Here is a 24,095-nt window from a genome sequence, read left to right as displayed (position 1 = left end):
TGATCCACCTCTTCCCATCCCGAACAGAGAAGTTAAGCCCGTTAGCGCCGATGGTACTGCCGAAAGGTGGGAGAGTAGGTCGATGCCAAATTTAGAGAGAGCGAGTTCAAATGACTCGCTCTTTTTTTATCTTTATAGTATCCGAATCATTTTCAATTTTCAATTCTCAATTTTCAATTTATTTTCCTACCTTAGTGCTCTGAATCAATTTACGTGGAAATGGCATTATTTGGTTTATTTAATAGCAAGAAGAAAGAAAGCCTTGACAAAGGGTTAGAGAAAACAAAAGAGAGTGTATTCAAAAAGTTATCCAGGGCAATTGTCGGAAAATCAAAGGTTGATGACGAAGTGCTGGATAATTTGGAGGAAGTATTAATTACTTCTGACGTGGGTGTAGATACGACTCTTCGCATTATAGAGAGGATAGAAAAAAGAGTACAACGTGACAAGTATATAGGTACGGACGAGTTGAATCGGGTTTTGAAAGAAGAGATTGTTGATTTGTTAAAAGAAAACAATTCGACGGATTATAATTCTTTGAGTTTGCCTGAAGGACACGGACCTTACGTGATTATGGTTGTCGGGGTGAATGGTGTTGGGAAAACGACGACAATCGGGAAGTTAGCTCATAAATTTAAAGCTGCCGGGAAGTCGGTTGTCTTGGGTGCCGCTGATACTTTTAGAGCTGCGGCTGTCGATCAATTGGTGATTTGGGCAGAGCGTGTCGGGGTGCCTATCGTGAAACAAGGGATGGGTGCTGACCCTGCATCCGTGGCGTTTGACACTTTGAGCAAAGCAAAAGCGGAAAATGCAGATATCGTGTTGATTGATACAGCAGGTCGGCTTCATAATAAAATTAATTTGATGAACGAGTTGACCAAGATCAAGAAAGTGATGCAAAAGGTTATCCCTGATGCCCCGCACGAAATATTGCTTGTCCTTGACGGGTCTACCGGGCAGAACGCATATGAACAAGCTAAACAGTTTACTCTGGCAACGGAGGTGAATGCTTTGGCAATCACGAAATTGGACGGTACTGCAAAAGGGGGAGTCGTTATAGGTATTTCGGATCAATTTAAGATTCCGGTAAAATATATCGGTATAGGGGAAAAGATAGATGATCTACAAGTATTTAACCGGGAAGAGTTTGTAGATTCCTTGTTTAATTGAGTTCTTAAAGTTTATAAGGTTTATAAAGTTTGTAAAGTTACGGGTGGCCGTTCTGCTTTATGAACTTTATAAACCTTTTATTTTTAAACGAGTTGGTATGAAAAGAAGGATATTATTTATTTGTTTGGGAAATATATGCCGTTCTCCTAGCGCCGAGGCAATTATGAAGCATTACGTGAAGGAGAGGGGAATGGAGGAACAGTTTTATATTGATTCGGCTGGTATTAGTGGTTATCATTCGGGGGACCCAGCAGATGAACGTATGCAGCGGCACGCAATCCGGAGGGGGTACGAGTTAACCAGTTTGTCGCGAAAGTTTTATCCTGATGCGGATTTCGAGAACTTTGATATGATTATCGGAATGGACGATCAGAATGTACGGGATTTGCGACGGATGGCAAGTACGAAAGAAGAGAGGGAGAAGATTTACAAGATGACGGATTTCTGTCAGCGTTTTTCTTACCGGGATAGTGTGCCCGATCCTTATTATGGAGGGGATGCGGGATTTGAACTGGTGTTGGATTTGCTGGAAGATGCCGTGGAAGGATTATTGGAACGATTGGAAGATTAAAGATTATCGACGAGGTGTTTTGGGGAATATCAAGATAATATTTAAAAGTGGAATGATGAATAAAATGAAATTGTTGGCGTTCTTGATGCTTTTCGTGTTGCCGGAAATAAGTAAGGCACAAAGGGAAAGCTATCCTTTAGATTGGTTCTTGCGGGATGTCGAGCAGGACAGTATGTTCGGAACCGGGGTACATCGTATTTACAAGGAATTGTTACCGGGAAAGAAGCCCGCATCCCTGATTGTTGCCGTGATCGATTCGGGATTTGACACGACAGCACAAATGTTACGTCCCGTGTTATGGCGTAACCTGGGAGAAATTGTCGGAAATGGAAAAGATGATGACCATAACGGTTACACGGATGATATTCACGGGTGGAATTTCATGGGAACCCGGGATGGAGATTCCCAATCTCGGGGTGTCCCTGAAGAATTGCGCACGTACAGTTGGCTGCTGAAGACTTACAAAGGCGATATGAGAAAGATGCCCCAGGAGGAACGGGATTTGTTTGTTTCATTATATCGTACTTATGGTATCAGAAAAGTTGAATACGAACGAGAGAGTATAGAGGCGCAAGAGAAATTGAAAGAGATCAAGCGAATCAAGAAGCAAGCTTGGTTTAAAAAGGCGTATAAGGAGCATATGGTTCGAAAAGCCACGGAGCCGGTATTGACGAACGAGGAGAAAATAGAAATGCTTAAAGCCGGGAAGCCATTGCCCCGGGTAGAGCTGGATACAGTGGAAAAGATTCTCACGCAGGAACGCATCCTTCTGCGGACAATAGAGTCGGACAAAGAGTTATTTACAATTGCTTTTGATATTCGTAAAGTGATAGGGGACGATCCTTATGATATGAACGATCGAAAATATGGTCATCCTTATTTTCCGATAGCCTCGTGTAGCAAGCATGGTACTCACGTCGCTTCCACGATTGGAGGTGTACAGGAGCCCAATTCGGGGGTGTACGGTATTGCCCAGGGGGTACAGATTATGTTGTTGCAAGTGGTGCCTCCCGGGGGCGACGAGGAAGATAAAGATATTGCTTTAGCGATTCGTTATGCTGTGGATAACGGGGCGAAGGTGATAAACATGAGCTTCGGGAAATATACAGCTCTTAGCAGTACGCAAAAATGGATAGAAGAAGCGATGGATTATGCGGCTGCTCATGATGTTTTGATTGTACGTGCAGCCGGGAATAATAGTAAGAATATAGATCAAGTGAACGTTTATCCCGGACGACCCTCCAAACCGGAAACACAGGCTTGTTATATATGTGTCGGGGCACACGGGTCTAATTTGAGAGCTGTAGATAAGAATAACAAGTTGGTGATTTTTTCCAATTACGGAAAGAAGTCGGTTGATTTGTTCGCTCCCGGTCATAACATATATAGCCAGGTGCCGGGTGGCTATGCTCAACAATCGGGGACAAGTATGGCATCTCCGGTATGTGCGGGTGTTGCAGCTCTTATTCGTATGTATTACCCGAGTTTGACAGCGGCTCAAGTGAAAGACATTTTAATGAAGACTGTAACTCCTTGTAACCAGACGTGTAAGTTTGTTCGGATTCCTCTTAAATTCAGTGATATGAGTATTAGCGGGGGAATGTTGAACGGGTATGAAGCTATGAAGTTAGCGGAGGAGATGGCAAAGTAAAATAAAAGCCCGCTCACGAGCGGGCTTTTTGTTTATTTCAATAACGAGGCAAGGCAGTCGTTCACGTTCTTTTCGATACGGGCGAGAACGTTGGTGTTCTCTGCTTTCACGAATTTCGTTCCGGTGATATGTTCGTACAATTCAATGTAACGATCGGTAATATTGTTTACCACTTCCGGGGTCATTTCAGGTACTTGCTGACCGGCTTTTCCTTGGAAACCATTTTCCATTAACCATTCGCGTACGAATTCTTTGGATAATTGGCGTTGTTTTTCCCCTTTGGCAAGACGTTCTTCGTAACCTTCTGCGTAGAAATAACGAGAAGAGTCCGGCGTATGTATTTCGTCGATCAAATAGATCTTACCGTCTTTTTTACCGAACTCGTATTTGGTATCTACTAGAATCAATCCCATTTTAGCTGCAATTTCAGTACCTCTTTGGAAAAGGGCAAGGGTGTATTTCTCGATAGCCTCGTAATCTTCTTTACTTACCAATCCGGAAGCGATGATTTCCTCTTTAGAGATATTCTCGTCATGTCCTTCCATTGCTTTGGTGGTCGGGGTAACGAGTGGCGTCGGGAATTTTTGATTCTCTACCATACCTTCAGGTAAAGGCAAACCGCAAAGGGTTCTGTTTCCGGCTTTGTATTCTCTCCATGCGCTTCCTGCCAAATAACCACGGATGACCATTTCAACCTTGAAAGGCTCGCATCTGTGACCAATGGTTACCATCGGATCGGGTGTGGCTATTTTCCAGTTCGGCACGATGTCTGCTGTCGCATCCAGAAATTTTGCGGCAATCTGGTTTAAGATTTGTCCTTTGTAAGGTATTCCTTTCGGGAGTACCACGTCGAAAGCGGAAATTCTGTCGGATACCAGCATAACGAGGTATTCGTCGTTGATGTTATACACGTCGCGTACTTTGCCGACGTATTCATCCTTCTGTTTCGGAAATTTGAAATTTGTTTTTACAATCGCTTCCATGTTATTTGCTTTAAGATCCGTTATTTAGTTTTTTCTTCGTTATTATACGCGTTGACAATATCCTTTACCAGCCTGTGGCGCACGATGTCACTTGTGTCGAACTCGACAAAGGCGATGCCCTTGATGCCATGCAGTAATTTGAAAGCATGGATAAGTCCCGAGTCGCTGTGCCGGGGCAGGTCGATTTGACTCATGTCACCCGTGACTACAAATTTGGCATTGACACCCATACGTGTCAGGAACATTTTTAATTGGTTCTTTGTCGTATTCTGGGCTTCGTCGAGAATAACGAAAGCATCATTCAGGGTGCGTCCCCTCATGTACGCCAGCGGGGCAATCTGTATGATTTCCGTTTCCAAGTATTCCGAGAGTTTCTTGGGTGGTATCATATCGGAAAGAGCATCGTACAAGGGTTGCAAGTAGGGGTCTACTTTTTCTTTCATGTCACCCGGCAGAAATCCTAGGCTTTCGCCGGCTTCCACGGCGGGGCGGCTGAGTATGATGCGTTTTACTTCTTTGTTACGCAAGGATTTGACAGCTAGTGCTATTGCTGTATAGGTTTTTCCCGATCCGGCAGGTCCCGTGGCAAAAAGTAAATCGTTCGTCCTCTCTAAATCAACCAATTTTCGCTGATTTGCCGTTCTGGCACGAATGGTTTTCCCATTGTTTCCGAAAACAATGATGGATGCCGGGTCTTCAGGGTCCTCTACGATTTCATCCTCAAGAATGATTCTTTTGAGGTTGGCTATCGTGAGCATATTGTATTTATTATAATGTTCCAAGAGGGCATTAATTTTTGCCACGAGGACGTTAATATCACTTTCTTCTCCCTGAATAATGATTTCATCCCCCCGGGCTGTGATTTTCAATTTTGGAAAAAATTCTTTTAACGTGATGAATTTTGCGTTGTTAATGCCGTAAAAGTCAATCGGATCAATGTTTCCAATACTTATTCTTTTCTCTATCATGAAACTTAAAATAAATAGCTTATTTTTGCAGGTGCAAAGTAGGGAAAACAATTGAAAATTAAAAGTTGAGAATTGAAAATTTTTCATTAGCGTGAAGTTAAACATGGAGAAGGATTTTAGTAAACAAGAAGAGGCTTTCGCCGAGTTATTAGATATAATGTCGACACTGCGGGAAAAGTGCCCGTGGGATCATAAACAGACGTTAGAGTCATTGCGGACGTTGACCGTGGAGGAGGTGTACGAGTTGGGTGATGCCATCGTAAAGGGGGATATGCAGGAGGTGAAAAAGGAGTTGGGGGATTTACTTATGCATATTGTTTTTTATGCTGTGATCGGCGAGGAGAAAGGCGAATTTGATATTACCGGGGTGCTGGAAGAGATTTGTGCGAAGTTGCGTTACCGGCATCCTCATATATACGGGGATGTGAAGGTTGAGAACGAGGATGACGTGAGTCGTAACTGGGAGCAATTGAAATTGAAGGAAAAGGGACGGCATCATAAGGTGTTGGAAGGGGTACCCGATGCCTTGCCTGCATTGGTGAAGGCTTATCGGATACAAGATAAAGTGAGGGGAGTTGGCTTTGATTGGCACCAGAAGGAGGACGTGTGGCTGAAAGTGCGGGAAGAACTTGGAGAGTTGGAAGTAGAAGTGGCGAAAGCAGATCAAGAACATATGGAAGAGGAATTCGGTGATGTCATGTTTGCCATGATTAATGCCGGACGTCTGTACGGGATTAATCCGGAAGATGCACTGGAAAAGGCAAACCGAAAGTTTATCCGCCGTTTTTCGTTTATCGAGGAAAAGGCGAATGAAGCCGGAAAGAAATTGAACGATATGACGTTGGAAGAAATGGACGAGTATTGGAACGAGGCGAAGAAACAGGAAATAATCTAAAATTACTAAGGTGGATTTAACGGGTAAGTGGAAATACAAGGAGGATTACGGTTACGGTGTAGCCGAAGGAGAGTTATTCTTGAAGCAGGAAGGGAATGAATTGTCCGGAAGAATTATTTTTACGGATAAGTTGAATGATGACGACGCATATATGTTGCAAGAGTTTTTAATCGGATCGTTGGAAGGACATAAGGTGAAACTGGATGCCGAGGAATTTGATATTATTCATTCCGAACACGAGATAGATTACGAATTAGACAGTTGGTTCGGAGTGTTGGTGGATGATGATACGATTGTCGGTCTGAGTAAGGACGGGCAAGGAATAGAGGGTAAATTTACGTTTTCCAGAGAGAAGAATTAAATGTTAAAAGAGTGATAAATTTGAAAAGCTGACTTTTGTCAGCTTTTTTTTTTGTTCTATATTCTATATTGCAGAAGAATCTAATAACCTAACTAATAATATACTTATGTCGAAAATTAATTTGCATCCTATTCTGGATGTGCCGAAACGAAATAAAGTGGTGTTCACTTTTAACGGAAAGAAAGTAGAAGGAGAATGTGGTTATACCATTGCGGCTGCATTACATCAGGCGGGGTTTCCCGTGCATAGCCATAGTATAGACGGGCGGGGGCGTTCGTTGGCTTGTGGTATAGGGAAATGCGGTGCTTGTGAGATGTTGGTCGACGGTAAGGTTCGGCGTATTTGTGTAACGAAAGTGGACGGGGTGAAAGAGGTGAGGGAACTTGCACAAGGGGAGATGCCCGAACGTTGTGATGCGCATGGACAGGAAACCCGGAAAATCCTTCGTACCACGGTGGTTATCGTGGGAGCCGGTCCGGCAGGATTGGCAGTGCGGGAGGAATTTAATAAATATGGCGTGGATAATATTGTGATCGATAATAACGACAAGATCGGGGGGCAGTTTAATATGCAGACTCACCAGTTCTTTTTCTTCGAGAAGGAGAAACGTTTTGGCGGTATGCGCGGTTTCGATATAGCCAAGACGTTGGCGGGGGAGAATATGGAGGGAATCTATCTGAATTCCACGGTGTGGGATGTTTTGGAGGGGAAACGAATTGCCGTGAAGAATTTGGAAACGGATACGGTTTTCTTCGTGGATACCGAGTATCTGGTTGTTGCCACGGGTGCGGTTCCGTTTATGCCGGCTTTCGAGAATGACGATTTGCCCGGCGTGTACACTGCCGCAGTAGTGCAGAAAATGATGAATAATGAATTGACACTGTTAGGGAAGAATGTCCTGACGGTGGGAGCCGGAAATATCGGGTACTTGACTTCTTATCAGTTGATGCAGGCGGGAGCCAACGTGAAAGCGATAATCGAGGCAATGCCGAAAGAAGGGGGATTCCCCGTTCAGGCAAACCGGGTGCGCCGATTGGCTATCCCTATTATGACCTCGCACGTGTTGTTGAAGGCAATCCCGAATGAAGACCATACCGGGATCAAAGGGGCGGTGATTGCCGAATGCGAGAATTTCAAGGCGGTGCCGGGTACGGAGAAGATTCTGGAAGGCATTGACGTGATTAATATTTGTACCGGGTTGATTCCGGATAATCAGTTGTTGACGAAAGGACGTGCCGTGTTTGGCGAACGTTGCTATGCAGCCGGGGATGCCGTGCGTATCGGGGAAGGCACGAGTGCCGTGTTGCGAGGGAAACAGGCTGCCACGGAGATCATGTTGGATATGGGTACCCGTGTGAGTTATGATGATTATTTAGTTTTATCCAAAGAATATATCGATGCGCAACAACATCCGGTTCGGATACTGGAAGCTCCCTGTCTGCCGGATACGGAGCGTATGCGAAAGAGAGGCTTCGTGCAAATGGATTGTTTGTACGGTTTTGCTTGTAATCCGTGTTCATTCGCTTGTCCGCACGGGGCGATCACCAAGAGTTCGACTTCGACGGTTCCGCACGTGGATTACGACAAATGTATCGGATGTATGGAGTGTGTGTATCAATGTCCGGGATTGGCTATTTTCGGTTATGATTTGCGGAAAGACAGTTTATTCCTGCCGATCGAGTACGAGGTGAAGGAAAAAGAAGTGGTTTATCTCGTGAATAATTACGGAGAGAGGTTAGGGGATGGAATTGTCGAGAAAGTTCTGCACAAACCGAATAAGACGAATATTGCCCGGGTGAAAGCATTGAATATTCACGACGAAGAGTTGGTAAAGGTAAGAGGCTTTGTGCTGAAAGAGCGTTACCCGGAATGTTTGGAACTAGAACCTTTGTTGAAGGATGAGAAGGGAGTTACGTTTATTTGCCATTGTGATGACGTGACTTTGGATGACGTGATGAAAATCGTGGGCGACCGCACGTTTATCTCTATTGATGAGATCAAGCACACGACTCGTCTGGGGATGGGGCCCTGTCGCGGTAAACGTTGTATTCCCCGTTTGAAGACAGCTTTGCGGGCAAAGGGAATCGAGATCGTGGGAGATGCCACGCCGAGAGCCCCGTTGTCCAATCAATTGAACTTGGGTGAGTTGTATCCGCCGAAGCGAGGGGAAGAGTACCGGGTGGCTAACCGTTCCGATTTCAAGAAAGTGGAGGTCGGTGCGTTGATTGCCGGAGGTGGTATTGCGGGTAGTGCGTTGTTCCGTTATATGGCGGAAGCGGGATTGAATCCCGTGCTTGTGAATGCCAACAGGGGTTCGTCGTGGAGAAATATCGGCGGAGGTCGTACGGCGTTCTCTTTGTCGGAACTGGCAGAGATCGCGGAACACAATCACGCTATATTTAAGGAATTACAGGGGCTTTCTAATATTGATTACAAGACAACCCGATATATTAATCTGGCACATGACGAGGCTACATTCGAGGCTTTGGATGCCAGCCGAGCTTGGTCGGATGCTTATATGGTAGAGCCGAAGAATTTCCAAAAGGAAATATCTCCCTATTTTGACACGAAATCCAAACGTTATCTAGGAGCTTTGATTACGAATGATTGTTGGCAGGCTACGCCGGGTAAAGTGGTTGATTTGATTCGGAACATAGGGATTCATGCGGGAGGGCGTGTTGTGGAAGATTGCAAGGTGCTCGAGGTGATGAAGGAAGGGTCTGCTTATAGTATTCTGGTATTGACTCATGATAAGAAATACGTGGAGTTCCGCACAGATGTGTTCGTGAATGCTTTGGGAGCCGGGGCTGGTAAGATATGCGAGGGATTGGGTATCCATGCCGGATTGTATCCAGTGCGCCATCAAGCATTTATCACCCGTCGCCTGCCGATGTTGGGTAAGAATGGAGATAGTCTGGATATGTTGATCGATCGCCAAGAGTACAAGGGATTCTCTGCCGTGTACGGACAACAGTTGGTACACACGGGACAGATTATCGGGTGTGCTTCTCCGCGGGTGGATGCTTTGCGGACGGACAAGAATTTGATTCTAAACACGAAGGAGTTTATTGAGATTATCAGTGAGTTCTTCGTGGATTGGATGCCTAAGTTGGCAGGCGTAAGCATACAGGCTACATGGTCGGGATATTACACGGAACCTCGCTATATTATAGATCCCGAATTGGGCTTATTCGTCGGGATGAGAGGACACGGGTTCATGTTGTCGCAGTATCTTGCCAAGATGTATGTAGACAAATTAATGGGACGTCCGGTTCCGGAATATTTTGATAAACTAAAATTGAACGCCCCGGGATTGTCGGAGAAAGCGTTTAAATGAGAGAGTCCTGTGGGCTCTGTTGCAGGTTGCATTTGTCTTCGGCAAGTTGCAGGTTACAAGTTGATATCGGTTGAATATTCAACTTACAGAGCCGAAGGCTCAACCTGTAACCTGCAACTTTGCCGAAGGCAAATCTCAAGGACGTGTATGTGTCAGATAGTTGGATAGTTTGGTTTGATACTCGGCACAGGCGGAGGTGTAATTATTGCAGCTTTCCGTGTACAGGGTTTCGGCATTCAATAAATCACTCAACGAGGACGTTCCGGCACTGAAATGTTGTTTGTTCAACCGTAGATTTTCGGTGGAGGAAGCGATGGATTTCCGTGCCAGTTCGATTTGGGCGTAGGCTTCCGTGAGTTCGCTCCATAGCTGTTCGATTTCTACCATGAGTAATTCTTCTGCATTTTTGCGATCGTTCTCGGCTTGTTCCTTTTTTACACGGGCTTTTTTAATCACGTGTGAACCTCCCCACCAGGAAGAGATGGGAACGGATACGCTGGCGAAGGCGAGTTCCGTGTTCACGTCTTTTTTCAGAATGTTGTAGTAGACATGACCCACGCCGATACCTATTTGGGGAAGATGTTTGCTGCGTTCCATCCGGATTTGGTAGCCTTGGGCATCCACGTTTTTTTGAGCCAGAAGGTATTCAATCCGTTGTTGTACGGCATCCTGTGGAGCGATGTAATAGCCGAGGGGCGGTTCGGGTTGCACGAACTCATCCGTGGCAATATCAAATGAAGTGAAATCAGCCCCGATGTATTGTGCCAGCACCATTTTTGAAACTCGCAGACCGTTTTCGACTCTCAGGCGTTGGCTGGCGATTTCTTGTTGCCGGAGTTCGACTCGTAGCAAATCATTCCGGGTTGTGAGTCCGGTTTTAACGGCTAATTCTACTTGCCGATAAATTTCTGTTAGTAATTTGTCTACAACGTCGAGAGTGGAGAGATTGTTATTCAGCGTGGCAATCAGCCAGTAGTATTCCACGGTTTTTTGTTTTACTTCGTTCTCCGTCAAACGATGTTGCAGTACGCTGACATCTTCGCCTAATTTTGCCAGCTTGTTGCCATTGATGATTTGCAGTCCGGCGAAAACAGGTTGTACGGCTGTGGCTGTTGCGAATACTCCTTTTTTAAGGAAAGATAAAGGTACATTTGCTATACCGAAAAGATCCAAGTCTGCCTGCAACAAGTTGCGGCTACCTTGAAACGCCATCCCCGATGCGGAAACTTGCGGAAAATAAAAGGTAAAAGCCTCTTTACGGGTTTGCCGAGCTATTTCCATTTCCAGCAGGCTGTTTTTAATCTTGTTATTTTTCTCGAGTGCGGCGGTGAGGCACTCTTCCAGCGTGTACACTTGAGCACGTGTCATAAAAGGCAGGAATACCATGCAGAATAGTAAAAGGTAGATATGTTTCATGATTTCAATCGTTTATCGTTTTTTTGAATAGAGTTTCCAGTACACCACGGGGAGGATGGTGATGACCAGTAGCAGGGAACCGATACCTCCCGCGAAAATGGTAACACCCACGGGCGTCCAGAAGGTGCTGTTGCTGACGATCATGGTGATTACTCCCGTGGCAGTGGTCGTTGTTGTCAGGAATATGGGAATCATGCGCCGTTTGCCTGCGTCATATGCTGCCTCACGTGCGGATTCACGATGATTTATACGGCGGTCTTCCGCGTGTTGATACATCAGTATAACGTTTCGCACGATCATTCCCAGCAGTGTGATAAATCCGAACACGGAAGTAATACTAATCGTTTTACCGGCAATCCATAGCCCGATCATAGCACCGAACAGGCTCAACGACATGGAGAGCATGGCTACGGCGGTAATCCCGAATTTTCGGAAACTAATCAAGATGAAAAAGAATATGATGACCATTGCGATCCCCAAGCCGGACATGATGGGAGGAAGGGTTTCCATATCATATTCGTATTCTCCGCCGACTTCCGGGGTCAATCCCGCGGGGAATTGTCCTTGCAATTCCCCGGCTATCGCTTTGTTAATTTTGCTTAGGGTTTCCAATGTATTTTCACCCCTCCGCTGGTCGGCTATCACGGAAAGGCAACGCGTACCGTTGCGATGCACGATTTTACTCTCGTGCCACACGGGCTTGACGCTTGCTATCTGGCGTGTCGGAACAGATGTCGGAGAGGTTGTAGCCGGGAGGTAAAGGTCTTTGATATTCTGTGCCGTAAGGCTGTCTTTACGGGCGTTTTTCATGACAACCGGAAGTGCGTAATCTCCTTCCCACACGGAACCGATCGGTATGCCCGCGGTGGCTATCGAAAGGTTGAGTGCCATCGAGGAGCGGGTGATTCCCAGCTGGGAAGCGGCAACGGGATCAAGCGTGATTTCCATCACGGGACGGGGAATGTCGTAATTCGTGTAGACATGTGCCAGTTCCGGCATGGTGCGCAAGTGATCTATTAAGATATTGGCAGCCCGGTGTAAAGAATCGATATTCTCTCCCTGGAAGCGAAATTCCAATTCCGGTACGACTTGGAAATCCAGCTGTTTGAATTTCACGTAAGCGTCGGGGAATAAATCGGCGTATTGATTCGTGTATTTATCCAAAATGTCCTCGGTATCCTTGATGGAGGTGGTGTTCACGATAAACTGCGCGTAATTCTTTGCCGGCATCTGCGGGGCGTATGAAGTTTGGAAACGCGGGGAGGAACAACCGATAAAGGAGGTGATGGAAGTGACACGTTTGTCCGCTTTGAGCAAGGAATACACAGAATCGGCAACTTGTTCCGTGCGGGATAAAGGTGTTCCTTCTGCCAGGTATATCTCCACGGCAAATTGATCCCGGTCAGCTACCGGAAACATCCGATATTGCAACAGGGGAACGATCATTATCGCGATCAGAACGGATGCCACGCCCGAACCGATGGTGATCCAAGGGTGGCGGAAGGTCCATACCAACACTCGTTCGTAGAGTCTCTGCACGTGATCGGTAAGGCTTTTTTTGTTGGTCTTGATATATCTTTTCCGAATAATCCACGTGTTCAGCAACGGGATGATCGTGACGGCGAGTACCAGCGAAACCATCAGGTTGATGGTGATCGTCCAGGGGAAATAAGTCACGAAATCTCCGATCTGTCCCGTCAGCGTGAACAATATCGGGAAGAATATAGCGCAAATACAAGCTGTCGCCAGCAACATCGGCAGGAAATATTGGTTGGCACTCTTGATAGCGGCGTGCCAGCGTGAATATCCTTTGTTAAGATAATCCAGATAGCCGTCGATGATGACAATGGAGTCGTCCACGATCATTCCCAGTACCACGATAAGCGCTGCCAGAGTTACCGTGTTCAAGGGTATGCCGCATATATACATGATACCCACGGAAATGAATGTGGCGAAAGGAATCGTGATTGCCGCAACGAGGGCGGAACGGAAGGGGAATAAAATCATCATAACCAGAATAATAATCACGATAGCGATGATTAGCTCGTGCAGGAAGGAGGAAACGGACTCCCCGACTACTTTTGCTTGATCGGCTATGCGGCTGATAGATACGTCGTCGGGCAACACCTGTTCCCGGTAATTGTCGAGTACCTTATCCACGTTTTTCCCGTATTCCACGATATCGAATCCGCCTCGCATTTCAAGGGAAAGGATCACGCAGGGATGCCCGTTATTTTTGATATGACTTTCGGAAGCGTCGTATTCACGGGTGACACGGGCTATATCTTTGATGCGGACAACGTTGTTTTGTGGATCGGAGTAGATGATTTGGTTTGCTACTTCTTCTTCACTGCTCAGCGCGGGAGCGAGGTGCAACGGGATATTCATGTCGTCGTTTTCAAGTGAACCGCCACTTGTCGTGAATCCTTGCGAGAACAGGATGCCCGACAGTATTTTCTCGTTGATGCCATAGGCAGCCATTCGCTCCTGGTCTACATGAATCGTGATTTGTTCTTTTACGATGCCGTAGGGACGGATATTCGATACGGATTCTACCTGGCGGAGGCGGTCGCTTAGATCGTCGACGTAGGTTTGCAGTTCTCGGTAGGAACGTTTGTCAGATTCGACGGCAATCAGCAGGGCAGAAGTATCACCGAAATCGTCATTAGCGATGACAGCCAGTACCCCCGATGGCAATTGAGATTTAAACAGGGAAAGCCCGTGTTTGATCTTAGACCATACCTCGTCCTTGTTATTTATATCATCGTTCAATTCTACCATGACATAGCACATTCCGTGTTGGGAGGTGGAGATTGTTTTGGCTCGTTTTACTTCTTTATACGTGAACAGGAACCGTTCCAGCGGTTTGGTCAGTTGTTCTTCGACCTCGTTGACCGATGCTCCGGGGTACACGCCTACCACGACACCCTGCCGAACGGTAAATTCCGGGAATTCCTGCTTGGGCATCTTGTTAATGCCGAGTATGCCGAAAATAAACAAAAGGATAACAATCAGCATGGAGATCCGGTAATTTTCCATTGCCCAACGGACAAAATTGAATTTCTTTTTCATTAGAATATGATTTTATTGCCTTCGCTTATTTTTTGATACCCTTCCGTGATGATGCGTTCGCCTACCGTCAGGCCATGAACGATCGTTATTCGGTTGCCAATAGGAGTACCGATCGTGACGGGAGCGCGGAGTGCCGTGTTGTTCTCTGAAACCTTCCACACGAAAGATAGTCCGTCTGCATCCCGTTGTACGGCAGTCAACGGAACCGTTATCCGCGCATCATTGTCTGTAAATACGGCGACGGAGCAAACCATCCCCGGTAATAATTCCTTGTCGGGATTCGGCAGGACAACCCGGGTGTCGTAAGTTCGGGTCACGGGATTGGCGACAATTCCTTTTTCAAGGTTTTCGCCCTCGTATTTCCGGTTATTTAATGCTGCCACCTGCACCTGTGAACGGCAAGAAGCGGTCAGCCCGGATATTTCCGTTTCGGGTACGGCAAATTTGGCTTTCACGTGATTTATTTGCAGTAACGTGAACACGGGTTGTCCCGGAATGGCGGTTTCCCCCACGGATAAGATTTTTTTCCCGATTACGCCGTCGAAGGGGGCGACGAGCATACAATCTTCGTGATTCTTGCGGGCAATATTGTATGTGGACTGTGCTTGTTGCAGTTTCGTGTTTATTTCCACCATTTTTATTTCCGGCAGGCTTTCCCCCTCGTACATTTGTTTTAATCGGACGTAGCCGTCCTTGGCTTGTTCGAGCGTGGCTGAAGCCGCATCCAGAAGGTCTTTGGCCGAAGCGTCGTTTAATTGTGCCAACAGTTTTCCTTTTTGCACGGCTTCTCCTTCCCGGACGTGTATTTGTTCAATTTTTCCGCCTATCCCGAAACTGATGGAAGCCCCGGCTTCTTCCTCGATCACGCCCACGTAAGAACGTTGCATGATATTCTCGGAGGAGACAACGACTTCGGTCACCACTTTTTTAGGTTCTGGGTTCGTGGCGGCTTTCCGGTCGGAACAACCCGTGAGAATCGTAATGATAGCAAGCCAATAGCATTGCGAGGTTCGTTTGATAAATTGTGTCATGATTTTTCGTTTTATTTCCGCTACAAAATTCTCTCTTCGGCATCGATTTATAAAGGTTGTTTTTATGGTACGATTGGTCAATTCGTCGCATTTTGATCTTTCACGGGGAGATTATCTAAATAAATCTTTTACTTTTGTCAGAAAAAGAAATTAGAGATGGAACAGAATCAAATCGGGAGTTTCTCGTTGGAAAAATTATTAGCGGTAAACGACCTTACTCAAGTGGGAGCATTGTATAACCGGGAGTGTTTTATCGTGTCGTGTGACCCGGGGGATGGAATAGAATTGTTTAAATATCCTTGTCGTATCAATGCTTTCGTGTTGGTCATTTGTTCCGAAGGGAAAGTTTCGTTGACTTGTAATTTGAATTCCTGTGAGATCAAGAAAAATACCTTATTTTTTTGTCATTCCGGTACGATTGTTCAGTTAAAATCTGCTACTGCCTGCCGCTTGGAAGTGATTATCCTCGAGGAAGAGTTTTTGAAGAACTTGACAATCGACGTGAAGCGGATTCTTCCTTTTTACCCGCATATGCAGGAGATGGTTTTGATCGATTTATCCCCGGCGGAGAGTGCTTTTTTGCAGGATTTATTGGCGAAGGCGGCATCGGAAATTGTGAATTCCTCCTCCAAACCGTATTATCACGATTTGGTGAAGACGCTGATTTATTCCGCGGCATACAAGGTGTTGAATATCTTTATCGATTATTTCCTGATGAAATTGTCTAATAATCCCGAGAGCCAGAAGCATGGTGAGGAATATTTCAAAATGTTCCTGTCTTTGCTCATGGAGCATTACCGGTCAGAGCGTTCCGTCGGTTTTTATGCTTCCCGTCTGAACCTGACACCCAAATATCTGACTACCTTGATTAAGAAAGTCAGCGGTCGTTCGGCTGCCGAGTGGATTGACGAGTACGTGGTGTTGGAGGCGAAGAATCTGCTTAAATACTCGGATATGAGTATCCAGCAAATCGCTTATTATTTGAATTTCTCCGATCAATCGTTTTTCGGGAAGTACTTTAAAAAGCAAGCGGGTGTATCCCCAAGCGTGTACAAGATGCTGGAATAATTTTATGCAAATTTCCGGATATATTCCTTATCTTTGCCCCAAAAATTACAGAATATGATAAAGTTAGGAGAATACAATATATTGAAGGTCGTGAAGACTGTCGATTTCGGGGTTTATTTGGATGGTGGAGAGTACTGGGGAGAGATTTTATTGCCAAAGGAAACGGCACCTGCTGAATGCAAGGAAGGTGACGAGTTGAACGTGTTTATTTATTTTGATTCGGAAGACCGGGTCATTGCCACGATGACGAAGCCTAAGGCAGTCGTGGGAGATTTTGCCTTGATGAAAGTGGTGGGAACGAGCCGTGTGGGAGCCTTCTTGGACTGGGGATTGCGTAAGGATTTGTTGGTACCTTTCCGGGAACAGCGGGAGGAAATGCAGGTAGGGAGAGAATATCTGGTTTACGTTTACGTGGATAAGACGACCGATCGTATTGTGGCTTCTACCCGGTTACACCGGTTTATGGATAAGACCCTGCCGGATTACGAACCCGGGGAGGAAGTGGAATTGATTGTTTCCCGGAGAACGGATTTAGGGTACAACGTGATCGTGAACAAGAGCCACGAGGCGGTTATTTATCGCAACGAGATATTTCAACCTTTATCTATCGGTCAGCACGTGACGGGATATATCAAGCAGGTCCGGGAGGACGGCAAGATCGATTGTATATTGCAGAAAAATGACGGGCACGAGCAGGTCGATCGTTTGTCCGCGATAATCTTGAAGAAACTGGAAGAGAACGGCGGAGTGCTTCACGTGTCCGATAAGAGCGATCCGGCGGAGATTTATCAACTTTTCGGTTGCAGCAAGAAGAATTACAAGAAGGCAGTCGGGGGATTGTTCAGGCAACATCGGGTGATGATCGAGGAGAAAGAATTGAAATTGATTCAGTGATTTTCGATTTATTGATTATTGACGGCGGTGAGTAAATTCAAAGCGTATATAACAAGTTTTCGATTGAGAACATTGCCCCTGTCCTTATCGGGGGTATTGTTGGGATCGTTGTTGGCAGCGAGCGACGGATATTTTGAAGGATGTACGTTCGTGTGGGTGATGTTGACGGCCGCGGCTTTGCAGATATTATCGAACTTGGCAAACGAAGTGGGTGATTTGAGCAAGGGTACGGATAACGAGCATCGCTTGGGACCTATCCGAAGCGCGCAGAGTGGTGCTTTGAGTGGGAATGAGATGGTTCGGGCGATGATTGTCGTGGGAGGGATTGCCGTGGTAACCGGGAGTCTGTTGATTTACGAGGCTTTCCGAGATTTGTTGAATTGGAAAAGTATCAGTTTGTTTGTCGCCGGAAGTGCTTCTATCGTGGCGGCAATAAAATATACTGTCGGCGATAACGCCTACGGTTACAGGGGACTCGGTGATCTTTTCGTGTTTCTCTTTTTCGGGTTAGTCAGCGTGATGGGAAGTTATTTTGCCATGTCGGGTATGCTGCCGTGGATATATCTATTTCCGGCATCTGCCATCGGGTTTCTCTCTGCCGGGGTGTTGAATATGAATAATATCCGGGACATCGAGAATGATGCGGTTTGCGGGAAACGCACGATACCCGTTATGCTTGGAGTGAAAGGGGCGAAAGTGTATCATTATATCTTGATCCTCTCCGCCGTGGCTTGCCTGTTTGTTTATACTGTGTTTCATCCTGCCGGGTGGACGGCTTATCTTTTCGTGATGGCATTACCCTTGTTGGGGATTCATTTAAAACACGTGCGTGACGGGGAAGGACGGGCTTTGGATTCTCAGTTGAAATTCCTTTCTATTACCACGTTGTTGCTAACCCTTTTGTTGGGATTCGGACAGATTGTTGGACGGTAATTGGTTTGTAAAGTTATAAGGTTTATGAACCTTATAACTTTAACTATTTTAGAACGGTAGGTCGTCCGCTTCCGGCATGGGAGGAATATCCTCTACCCGGTATTCCGGAACCGGGGCACCAGCCGCGGGAGCTTGTTCCTGCATTTTTTCGATTCTCCATCCTTCGAGGTTCGTGAAATAGGAAACTTGTCCGTTATTTTCCCATTTTCTTCCGCGAAGGTTGAAATATACTTTAATATTTTCGTTCAATTGAATATTCTCCAATAGATCACACCTGTCCTGGATTAATTGAACCTTCACGAAGTCGTTCCATTGTGGGTTCTTCTCGTTTTCAACTTCTATCACGAATTCTCTCTTCTGGAAACGATCGCTGATCTTTTGAGTGGCTTCTTTGTAAATTAATTTTCCGGTAACTTCGTAATTCATCTCTTTTTTTATTAGAAACAAGCCCAAGAATCCTTGGGCTTGATAGCTGTTTATATTAACGTTTTTTCGTTATTTAGCTTCCGGGGTAACGATGTCTAATAACTCAACCTCGAAAATCAAAGTCTCGTTCGGTCCGATAGGTCCGCCTTGGGTTCCCATTTGTCCGTAAGCCAAGTTTGACGGGATGTAAAGAGTCCATTTTGAACCAACGGGCATCATCTTCAACGCTTCCGTCCAACCTTTGATTACGCGGTTAACGGGGAATTCAGTCGGCTCTCCTCTTTTGTATGAAGAATCGAATTCAGTTCCGTTGATTAAAGTACCCTTGTAATGTACTTTCACTACACTCGTGTCAGCAGGCATTGCACCTGTACCTTCTTTCTCGATTTTGTATTGCAGACCGCTCTCGGTAGTTTTCACTCCGTCTTTTTTAGCGTTTTCTTCCAAGAATTTTTGTCCGTCTTTCAATGCTTGTTCAGCTTTAGCCATCATGGCTTTTTGAGCGTATTTGTTCAGGAACATACGAATTTCCATGTCACTGGGAATTTCTTTATTCTGAAGGGCTGCATTCATACCGGCGATCACTGCATTCATATCCAGATCCTGCATACCGCTTTGTGTCATGTTTTTCCCGTAGAAGCATCCCATGTAGAAACTTGCCGAATCTTTTTCGTTCTTCATGGAAACGCTGGTTTGAGTATTAGAATTGCAGCAGCTTGCCAAACCTAAAGAGGCTACCGCTAAAGTTAAAAATAGATTTTTTGCGTTCATAGTTTTTCGTAATTTAATTATACTATATCTAGTAATTCTATATCAAAAATCAAAGCTTCGTTCGGACCGATAGCTTGCCCCGCGCCGTGAGCGCCGTAAGCCAAGTCGGAAGGAATGAATAGTTGCCATTTTGAACCGACAGGCATCAATTGCAATGCTTCTACCCATCCGGCAATCACCCCGTTTACCGGGAATTCGGCAGGCTCTCCGCGGCGATAGGAAGAGTCGAACACGGCTCCGTTAATCAAACGTCCCTCGTAGTGGCATTTCACCGTATCGCTCGCTTTCGGGATAGCCCCGTTGCCGTTGGAGATTACTTTGTATTGCAATCCGCTAGGCAAAGTGATTACACCTTCTTGTCCTTTGTTTTCGTTCAAGAATTTCTCGCCGGCTTCTTTAGCGGCGCTACCTCTGTCTTCTTGCAATTTGGTAAAGAAATCTTGTAAGATTTTATTTGCTTCTTCCGGCGTGATTTCCGGCATTTGACCGGCGTAAACTGTTTTCAGCGCATCTAGAAGGGCTTCCGGATTGATGGTGTTGACATCTGATGAAAGGAGATTACTCGCGAAACTTAGTCCCAAACAATAACTCACTTTGTCTAACTCTTCGGTATATTTCATTGAAAGGTTTAATTAATAAATAAATATTTTGTTCATTAGGGTGCAAATGTACGAACATTGAGCGAAATCTCAAATCATACCGTCATTTAATTTTATCTGCCTGTCCGACATGGTTGCCAATTCGGTGTCGTGCGTGACGATGACGAAAGTTTGCCCGAGTTCTTTCCGTAAGGTGAAGAAAAGCTGGTGCAACTCGTTTTTCGTCCGGGTATCGAGATTCCCGGAAGGCTCGTCGGCAAGAATCACGCGAGGATGATTGATAAGGGCTCGTGCCACGGATACACGCTGTTGTTCTCCCCCGGAGAGTTGATTGGGTTTGTGTGTTGTGCGGTCGCCCAATCCGAGCATTTTCAATAACTCGAGGGCTTGTTGTTCTGCTTCCTTTTTACCAGTACCCTTTATCCACGCCGGGATACACACGTTCTCTAGTGCGGTGAATTCCGGCAGCAGGTGGTGGAACTGGAAGACGAATCCGATGTTACTATTGCGGAACGCGGATAGTTTGTTCGGGGCAAGCCGTGCCACGTTGACCGAGTCGTAAAAAATCTCACCCTCGTCCGGGGTGTCCAGCGTGCCCAAGATGTGCAACAGCGTGCTTTTACCCGCCCCGCTCGCCCCGACAATGGTGACGATTTCTTTTTCTTTTATCGAGAGGTCGATACCTTTTAGTACTTTTAATTCCCCGTAACTCTTGACTATATTTTTGATCTCAATCATGGTAATGTTCGCCTTAACCGATGTTTTTTATTATTTTGTCGGTAAAGATAGTGATTAAAATAAAGAGTGAGATGAATAATTCTTGCTTTTTTAATTATCAAAAATATGACTTTTCCCTATGTTTTCCCCGTGTCTTCTCCGACACGTCCCTAACTCTTCCCTATCTACTAACCGCTTGTTATTCGATTGCTATTCGATTACCATACGAGTAAAATGGTATAATAATGCTTTTATAAAGGTTGATAAAATTGATAATGTATAGAGAAGTGTCGGGGAAGAGTCGGAGAAGACACGGGGAAATATACCGTGAGAGAGGTATGTCGATCGATGTTTTTATAATTTTGCCAAGAAACGCATCGATTAAAATAAAGAGTGTGTATCTTAGCCATCTAAAATAAATGATGTATGGAATATTATATAGATCCGATCGCTTTCGTGGCGCAAAAGAGTGGTTTTGAGAGTAGATACGTGAAAAATTTGTTAGGGTTGCTGGACGAGGGAGCCACGATTCCTTTCATTTCCCGTTACCGGAAAGAGATGACCGGGAGCATGGATGAGGTGCAGGTCGGGTTGGGACGGGAAATCTACGAGCAATTCAAGGAACTGGAAAAACGGAAAAAGACGGTACTGGAAAGTATCGAACAACAAGATAAATTGACCCCCGAATTGAAAGGGCAAATCGAGAAATGCACGGATGCGCGGGTATTGGAGGATATTTATTTGCCCTATAAACCGAAGAAGCAGACCCGGGCATCGAAGGCAAAAGCGAAGGGGTTGGAGCCTTTGGCGGCTATTTTGATGCGGCAGGAACACGGGGACGTGTGGACGAAGGCTGCCCGTTTCGTGAAGGGCGACGTGGAAGGCGAGGAAGATGCCTTGCAGGGGGCAAGGGATATTATTGCCGAGTGGGTGAGCGAGAACGAACGAGCCCGCAATTCGGTCCGCCGTTTCTTTGACCGGGTTGCCGTCGTGAAGGCAAAAGTGGTGAAAGGCAAGGAGGCGGAGGGCGAGAAGTTTACCGATTATTTCGATTATTCCGAGCCGTTACGCAGGGTTCCCTCGCACCGGATGTTGGCTATTCGACGGGGAGAGGCGGAAGGGATATTGAAGGTCGCGATAGAGATTCCGGATGACGAGGCGTTGGAATCGTTGGAGCGAATTTTCGTGAAAGCGCGTAATGATAGTGCCGAGCAAGTAGCCGTGGCGGTGAAAGACGGTTATAAACGCTTGTTGTTGTCGTCGATAGAAACGGAATATTTGCAAGCGGGAAAACAGAAAGCCGACGAGGAGGCAATCAAGGTGTTTGCCGAGAACCTTCGGCAGTTATTGCTAGCCCCGCCGTTAGGCAATAAACGGGTGCTGGGAATAGACCCGGGGTTCCGTACGGGATGTAAAGTGGTTTGCCTGGATGAAACCGGGAATTTGGTGCATAATGAAACGATTTACCCGCATCCGCCCCAGAACGAGGTGAAGCAGGCGGCGAACAAAATCACGAATCTGGTAAATTCTTACCGGATAGAGGCTATTGCTATCGGGAACGGGACTGCCGGACGCGAGACGGAACGTTTTATCCAAAACCTGCGCTACGACCGGGATATACAGGTTTTCGTGGTTAGCGAGAGCGGGGCGTCTATTTATTCCGCTTCAAAGATCGCCCGTGACGAGTTCCCGCAATATGACGTGACGGTACGGGGTGCCGTGTCTATTGGGCGCCGCTTAATGGACCCGCTTGCCGAGCTGGTGAAGATTGACCCGAAATCTATCGGGGTGGGACAGTACCAACATGATGTCGACCAGGTGAAATTGAAAGAAAGTCTCGACCGGGTGGTTGAGTCTTGCGTGAACCGGGTTGGCGTGAATGTTAACACGGCGAGCAAGTATTTACTGACGTATGTTTCCGGGTTGGGACCCTCGCTGGCAGAGAACGTGGTTACTTACATCAAGGAGAACGGAGCGTTTCGCAGTCGCAACGAGTTGAAGAAAGTGAAGCGAATGGGGGAAAAGGCATTCGAGCAATGCGCCGGGTTCTTGCGGATAGAGGGGGCGGTGAACCCGTTGGATAATTCGTCCGTGCATCCGGAGTCGTATGCCGTAGTGGAGCGTATGGCGAGAGATTTGGGATTACCGTTGACCTCGTTGATCGGTAACGAGGCGGCTTGTGATAAGATCGATTTGTCCCGTTACGTGGATGAGCGGATCGGGTTGCCGACCTTGAAGGATATCGTGGATGAGTTGAAAAAGCCGGGGCGTGATCCTCGTTCGGTGGCGAAGGTGTTCAGTTTTGCCGAGAATATTCACACGATCGATGATCTGGAATTGGGAATGGTGGTGCCGGGTATCGTGACGAACCTGACGAATTTCGGGGCGTTCGTGGATATCGGCGTGAAGCAGGACGGGTTGGTGCATATCTCGGAGATTGCCGACAAGTATGTTTCCAATCCGGCAGAGGTGCTTTCGCTGAATCAGCACGTGATGGTGAAGGTGACTCAAGTGGATAAAGCCCGGAAACGGATCGGGTTGTCAATGAAGCAATGTCCGCACGGTTCCTAAAAATACGTTTTTACCGCGAATAGGAACTGATCGATGAAATGCCGGGGAGGGGTTAGAATTTGTGATGATTGAAGTATTCCCGTAGTTTGCGGATGGCACCATATTTCAGTGTTTTGACGGTGTTGATTGAGACATCGATCAAGCGTGCTATTTCTTTGTTGTCGTAGCCGGAGAGGACGAGGCGTATGATGAGGGCTGCCTGGGGTGGAAGTTGATTGATGGCGTTGACCAGGATCTGGTTGGATTCTTCTTCGATTAGAATGTGTAGTATTGCCGGTTCTTCACTTTCTTCTTGCGGAAGTTTGGCGTATCGTTCTCTCTCGTGCTTCATTTGACGAAGATGACTTATTGCCTCGTTTCTAATCATGATGAAAAGGAAGTTGTCGATCGAGTCGATATTCACGTATTTCTCCCGTTTTTCCCAGAACTTGAAAAGTACGTCTTGGGTGATGTCTTGGGCGGTGTCATTATCGACAAAACGACTAGCCACCGCGCATAGGGATGCGTAATGGTTGCGAATAAATTTCTCTAAAGCTGAATAATCTTCCATGGGTTATCGTGTGATTTCCAGTTGCAAGTATAGTATTAATTTTCGTAAAAGATATTTTTTTCAAAAAAAATTGATTTTGATTCATCCCGTTTTTATTTCACGACGTCTTTA

20 protein-coding genes and 1 rRNA gene are annotated in these 24,095 nt (G+C 46.1%); 11 read left to right on the top strand and 10 right to left on the bottom strand.

The genetic code is table 11. The features are described 5' to 3' along the window. From rrf to BN8899_RS20275, 4 genes are all read left to right on the top strand, one after another. Positions 1-91: ribosomal RNA gene (gene rrf / locus BN8899_RS20290) — 5S ribosomal RNA — on the top strand; the annotation flags it as partial. Between the two features lie 128 nt (positions 92-219). Beyond that, entirely contained in the window at positions 220-1,170 is a 951-nt protein-coding gene (ftsY, locus tag BN8899_RS20285; RefSeq protein WP_065220695.1) for a signal recognition particle-docking protein FtsY, read from the top strand. 97 nt (positions 1,171-1,267) lie between these two features. Then, positions 1,268-1,741 (top strand): low molecular weight protein-tyrosine-phosphatase, encoded by a 474-nt coding sequence (locus BN8899_RS20280; RefSeq protein WP_026207806.1) that lies wholly within the window; start codon positions 1,268-1,270, stop codon positions 1,739-1,741. A 55-nt stretch (positions 1,742-1,796) separates the two neighbouring features. Then, a complete protein-coding gene (locus BN8899_RS20275) occupies positions 1,797-3,392 on the top strand; it encodes a S8 family serine peptidase (protein WP_187376981.1) in 1,596 nt (531 codons plus the stop codon). 32 nt (positions 3,393-3,424) lie between these two features. On the opposite strand, the gene BN8899_RS20270 is transcribed toward BN8899_RS20275, so the two are convergent. Both BN8899_RS20270 and BN8899_RS20265 read right to left on the bottom strand, forming a co-directional pair. Beyond that, on the bottom strand, positions 3,425-4,375 hold the full coding sequence (locus BN8899_RS20270; RefSeq protein ID WP_018339171.1) for a phosphoribosylaminoimidazolesuccinocarboxamide synthase: 951 nt from the start codon (positions 4,373-4,375) through the stop codon (positions 3,425-3,427). Positions 4,376-4,395: 20 nt separating this feature from the next. Continuing rightward, positions 4,396-5,343, bottom strand: a complete 948-nt coding sequence (locus BN8899_RS20265) for a PhoH family protein (RefSeq protein ID WP_026207804.1) — start codon at positions 5,341-5,343, stop codon at positions 4,396-4,398. Positions 5,344-5,446: 103 nt separating this feature from the next. Here BN8899_RS20265 and mazG point away from each other — a divergent pair, with 103 nt between their 5' ends. From mazG to BN8899_RS20250, 3 genes are all read left to right on the top strand, one after another. Next, positions 5,447-6,238 carry a nucleoside triphosphate pyrophosphohydrolase gene (gene mazG / locus BN8899_RS20260; RefSeq protein WP_065220694.1) on the top strand — a complete coding sequence of 264 codons (792 nt, stop codon included), beginning with the start codon at positions 5,447-5,449 and terminating at the stop codon, positions 6,236-6,238. 10 nt (positions 6,239-6,248) lie between these two features. Further along, positions 6,249-6,599, top strand: coding sequence for a hypothetical protein (locus BN8899_RS20255; RefSeq protein ID WP_018339168.1), 351 nt, complete (start codon positions 6,249-6,251; stop codon positions 6,597-6,599). A 106-nt stretch (positions 6,600-6,705) separates the two neighbouring features. Next, entirely contained in the window at positions 6,706-9,936 is a 3,231-nt protein-coding gene (locus BN8899_RS20250; protein WP_065220693.1) for an FAD-dependent oxidoreductase, read from the top strand. Positions 9,937-10,071: 135 nt separating this feature from the next. On the opposite strand, the gene BN8899_RS20245 is transcribed toward BN8899_RS20250, so the two are convergent. From BN8899_RS20245 to BN8899_RS20235, 3 genes are read right to left on the bottom strand one after another with little or no spacing between them, the layout of a single operon-like run. After that, entirely contained in the window at positions 10,072-11,352 is a 1,281-nt protein-coding gene (locus BN8899_RS20245) for a TolC family protein (protein WP_231932450.1), read from the bottom strand. A gap of 12 nt (positions 11,353-11,364) precedes the next feature. After that, positions 11,365-14,424, bottom strand: coding sequence for an efflux RND transporter permease subunit (locus BN8899_RS20240; RefSeq protein WP_065220691.1), 3,060 nt, complete (start codon positions 14,422-14,424; stop codon positions 11,365-11,367). Then, on the bottom strand, positions 14,424-15,455 hold the full coding sequence (locus tag BN8899_RS20235; protein ID WP_065220690.1) for an efflux RND transporter periplasmic adaptor subunit: 1,032 nt from the start codon (positions 15,453-15,455) through the stop codon (positions 14,424-14,426). Before BN8899_RS20235 ends, BN8899_RS20240 begins: the two co-directional genes overlap by 1 nt. Positions 15,456-15,611: 156 nt before the next feature. On the opposite strand from BN8899_RS20235, the gene BN8899_RS20230 reads away from it, so the two are divergent. The 3 genes from BN8899_RS20230 to menA all read left to right on the top strand — a co-directional run bounded on the left by BN8899_RS20230 (position 15,612) and on the right by menA (position 18,350). Next, positions 15,612-16,523, top strand: coding sequence for an AraC family transcriptional regulator (locus BN8899_RS20230; protein ID WP_065220689.1), 912 nt, complete (start codon positions 15,612-15,614; stop codon positions 16,521-16,523). 54 nt (positions 16,524-16,577) lie between these two features. Continuing rightward, entirely contained in the window at positions 16,578-17,417 is an 840-nt protein-coding gene (locus BN8899_RS20225; RefSeq protein WP_065220688.1) for a CvfB family protein, read from the top strand. Positions 17,418-17,480: 63 nt separating this feature from the next. Further along, on the top strand, positions 17,481-18,350 hold the full coding sequence (menA, locus tag BN8899_RS20220; protein WP_231932448.1) for a 1,4-dihydroxy-2-naphthoate octaprenyltransferase: 870 nt from the start codon (positions 17,481-17,483) through the stop codon (positions 18,348-18,350). Positions 18,351-18,398: 48 nt separating this feature from the next. On the opposite strand, the gene BN8899_RS20215 is transcribed toward menA, so the two are convergent. From BN8899_RS20215 to BN8899_RS20200, 4 genes are all read right to left on the bottom strand, one after another. Then, positions 18,399-18,776: a DUF3127 domain-containing protein gene (locus BN8899_RS20215; protein ID WP_018339155.1), complete on the bottom strand. Its 378-nt coding sequence runs from the start codon at positions 18,774-18,776 to the stop codon at positions 18,399-18,401. 69 nt (positions 18,777-18,845) lie between these two features. Next, a complete protein-coding gene (locus BN8899_RS20210) occupies positions 18,846-19,547 on the bottom strand; it encodes an FKBP-type peptidyl-prolyl cis-trans isomerase (protein ID WP_026207801.1) in 702 nt (233 codons plus the stop codon). Between the two features lie 17 nt (positions 19,548-19,564). Further along, positions 19,565-20,167: an FKBP-type peptidyl-prolyl cis-trans isomerase gene (locus tag BN8899_RS20205; RefSeq protein ID WP_065220687.1), complete on the bottom strand. Its 603-nt coding sequence runs from the start codon at positions 20,165-20,167 to the stop codon at positions 19,565-19,567. Positions 20,168-20,236: 69 nt separating this feature from the next. Further along, positions 20,237-20,884, bottom strand: coding sequence for an ABC transporter ATP-binding protein (locus BN8899_RS20200; RefSeq protein ID WP_018339152.1), 648 nt, complete (start codon positions 20,882-20,884; stop codon positions 20,237-20,239). Between the two features lie 405 nt (positions 20,885-21,289). On the opposite strand from BN8899_RS20200, the gene BN8899_RS20195 reads away from it, so the two are divergent. Then, positions 21,290-23,434: a Tex family protein gene (locus tag BN8899_RS20195; RefSeq protein ID WP_187376979.1), complete on the top strand. Its 2,145-nt coding sequence runs from the start codon at positions 21,290-21,292 to the stop codon at positions 23,432-23,434. A gap of 52 nt (positions 23,435-23,486) precedes the next feature. Here BN8899_RS20195 and BN8899_RS20190 read toward each other — a convergent pair whose 3' ends face one another. Then, positions 23,487-23,984 carry an RNA polymerase sigma factor gene (locus BN8899_RS20190; RefSeq protein ID WP_065220686.1) on the bottom strand — a complete coding sequence of 166 codons (498 nt, stop codon included), beginning with the start codon at positions 23,982-23,984 and terminating at the stop codon, positions 23,487-23,489. Positions 23,985-24,095: the final 111 nt, after the last annotated feature.

The sequence above is a fragment of the Butyricimonas sp. Marseille-P2440 genome, from assembly GCF_900091675.1.
Lineage (GTDB): Bacteria > Bacteroidota > Bacteroidia > Bacteroidales > Marinifilaceae > Butyricimonas > Butyricimonas synergistica.
Note: the sequence above shows the minus strand (reverse complement) of the source record. Positions and strands in the feature narration are given on the sequence as shown.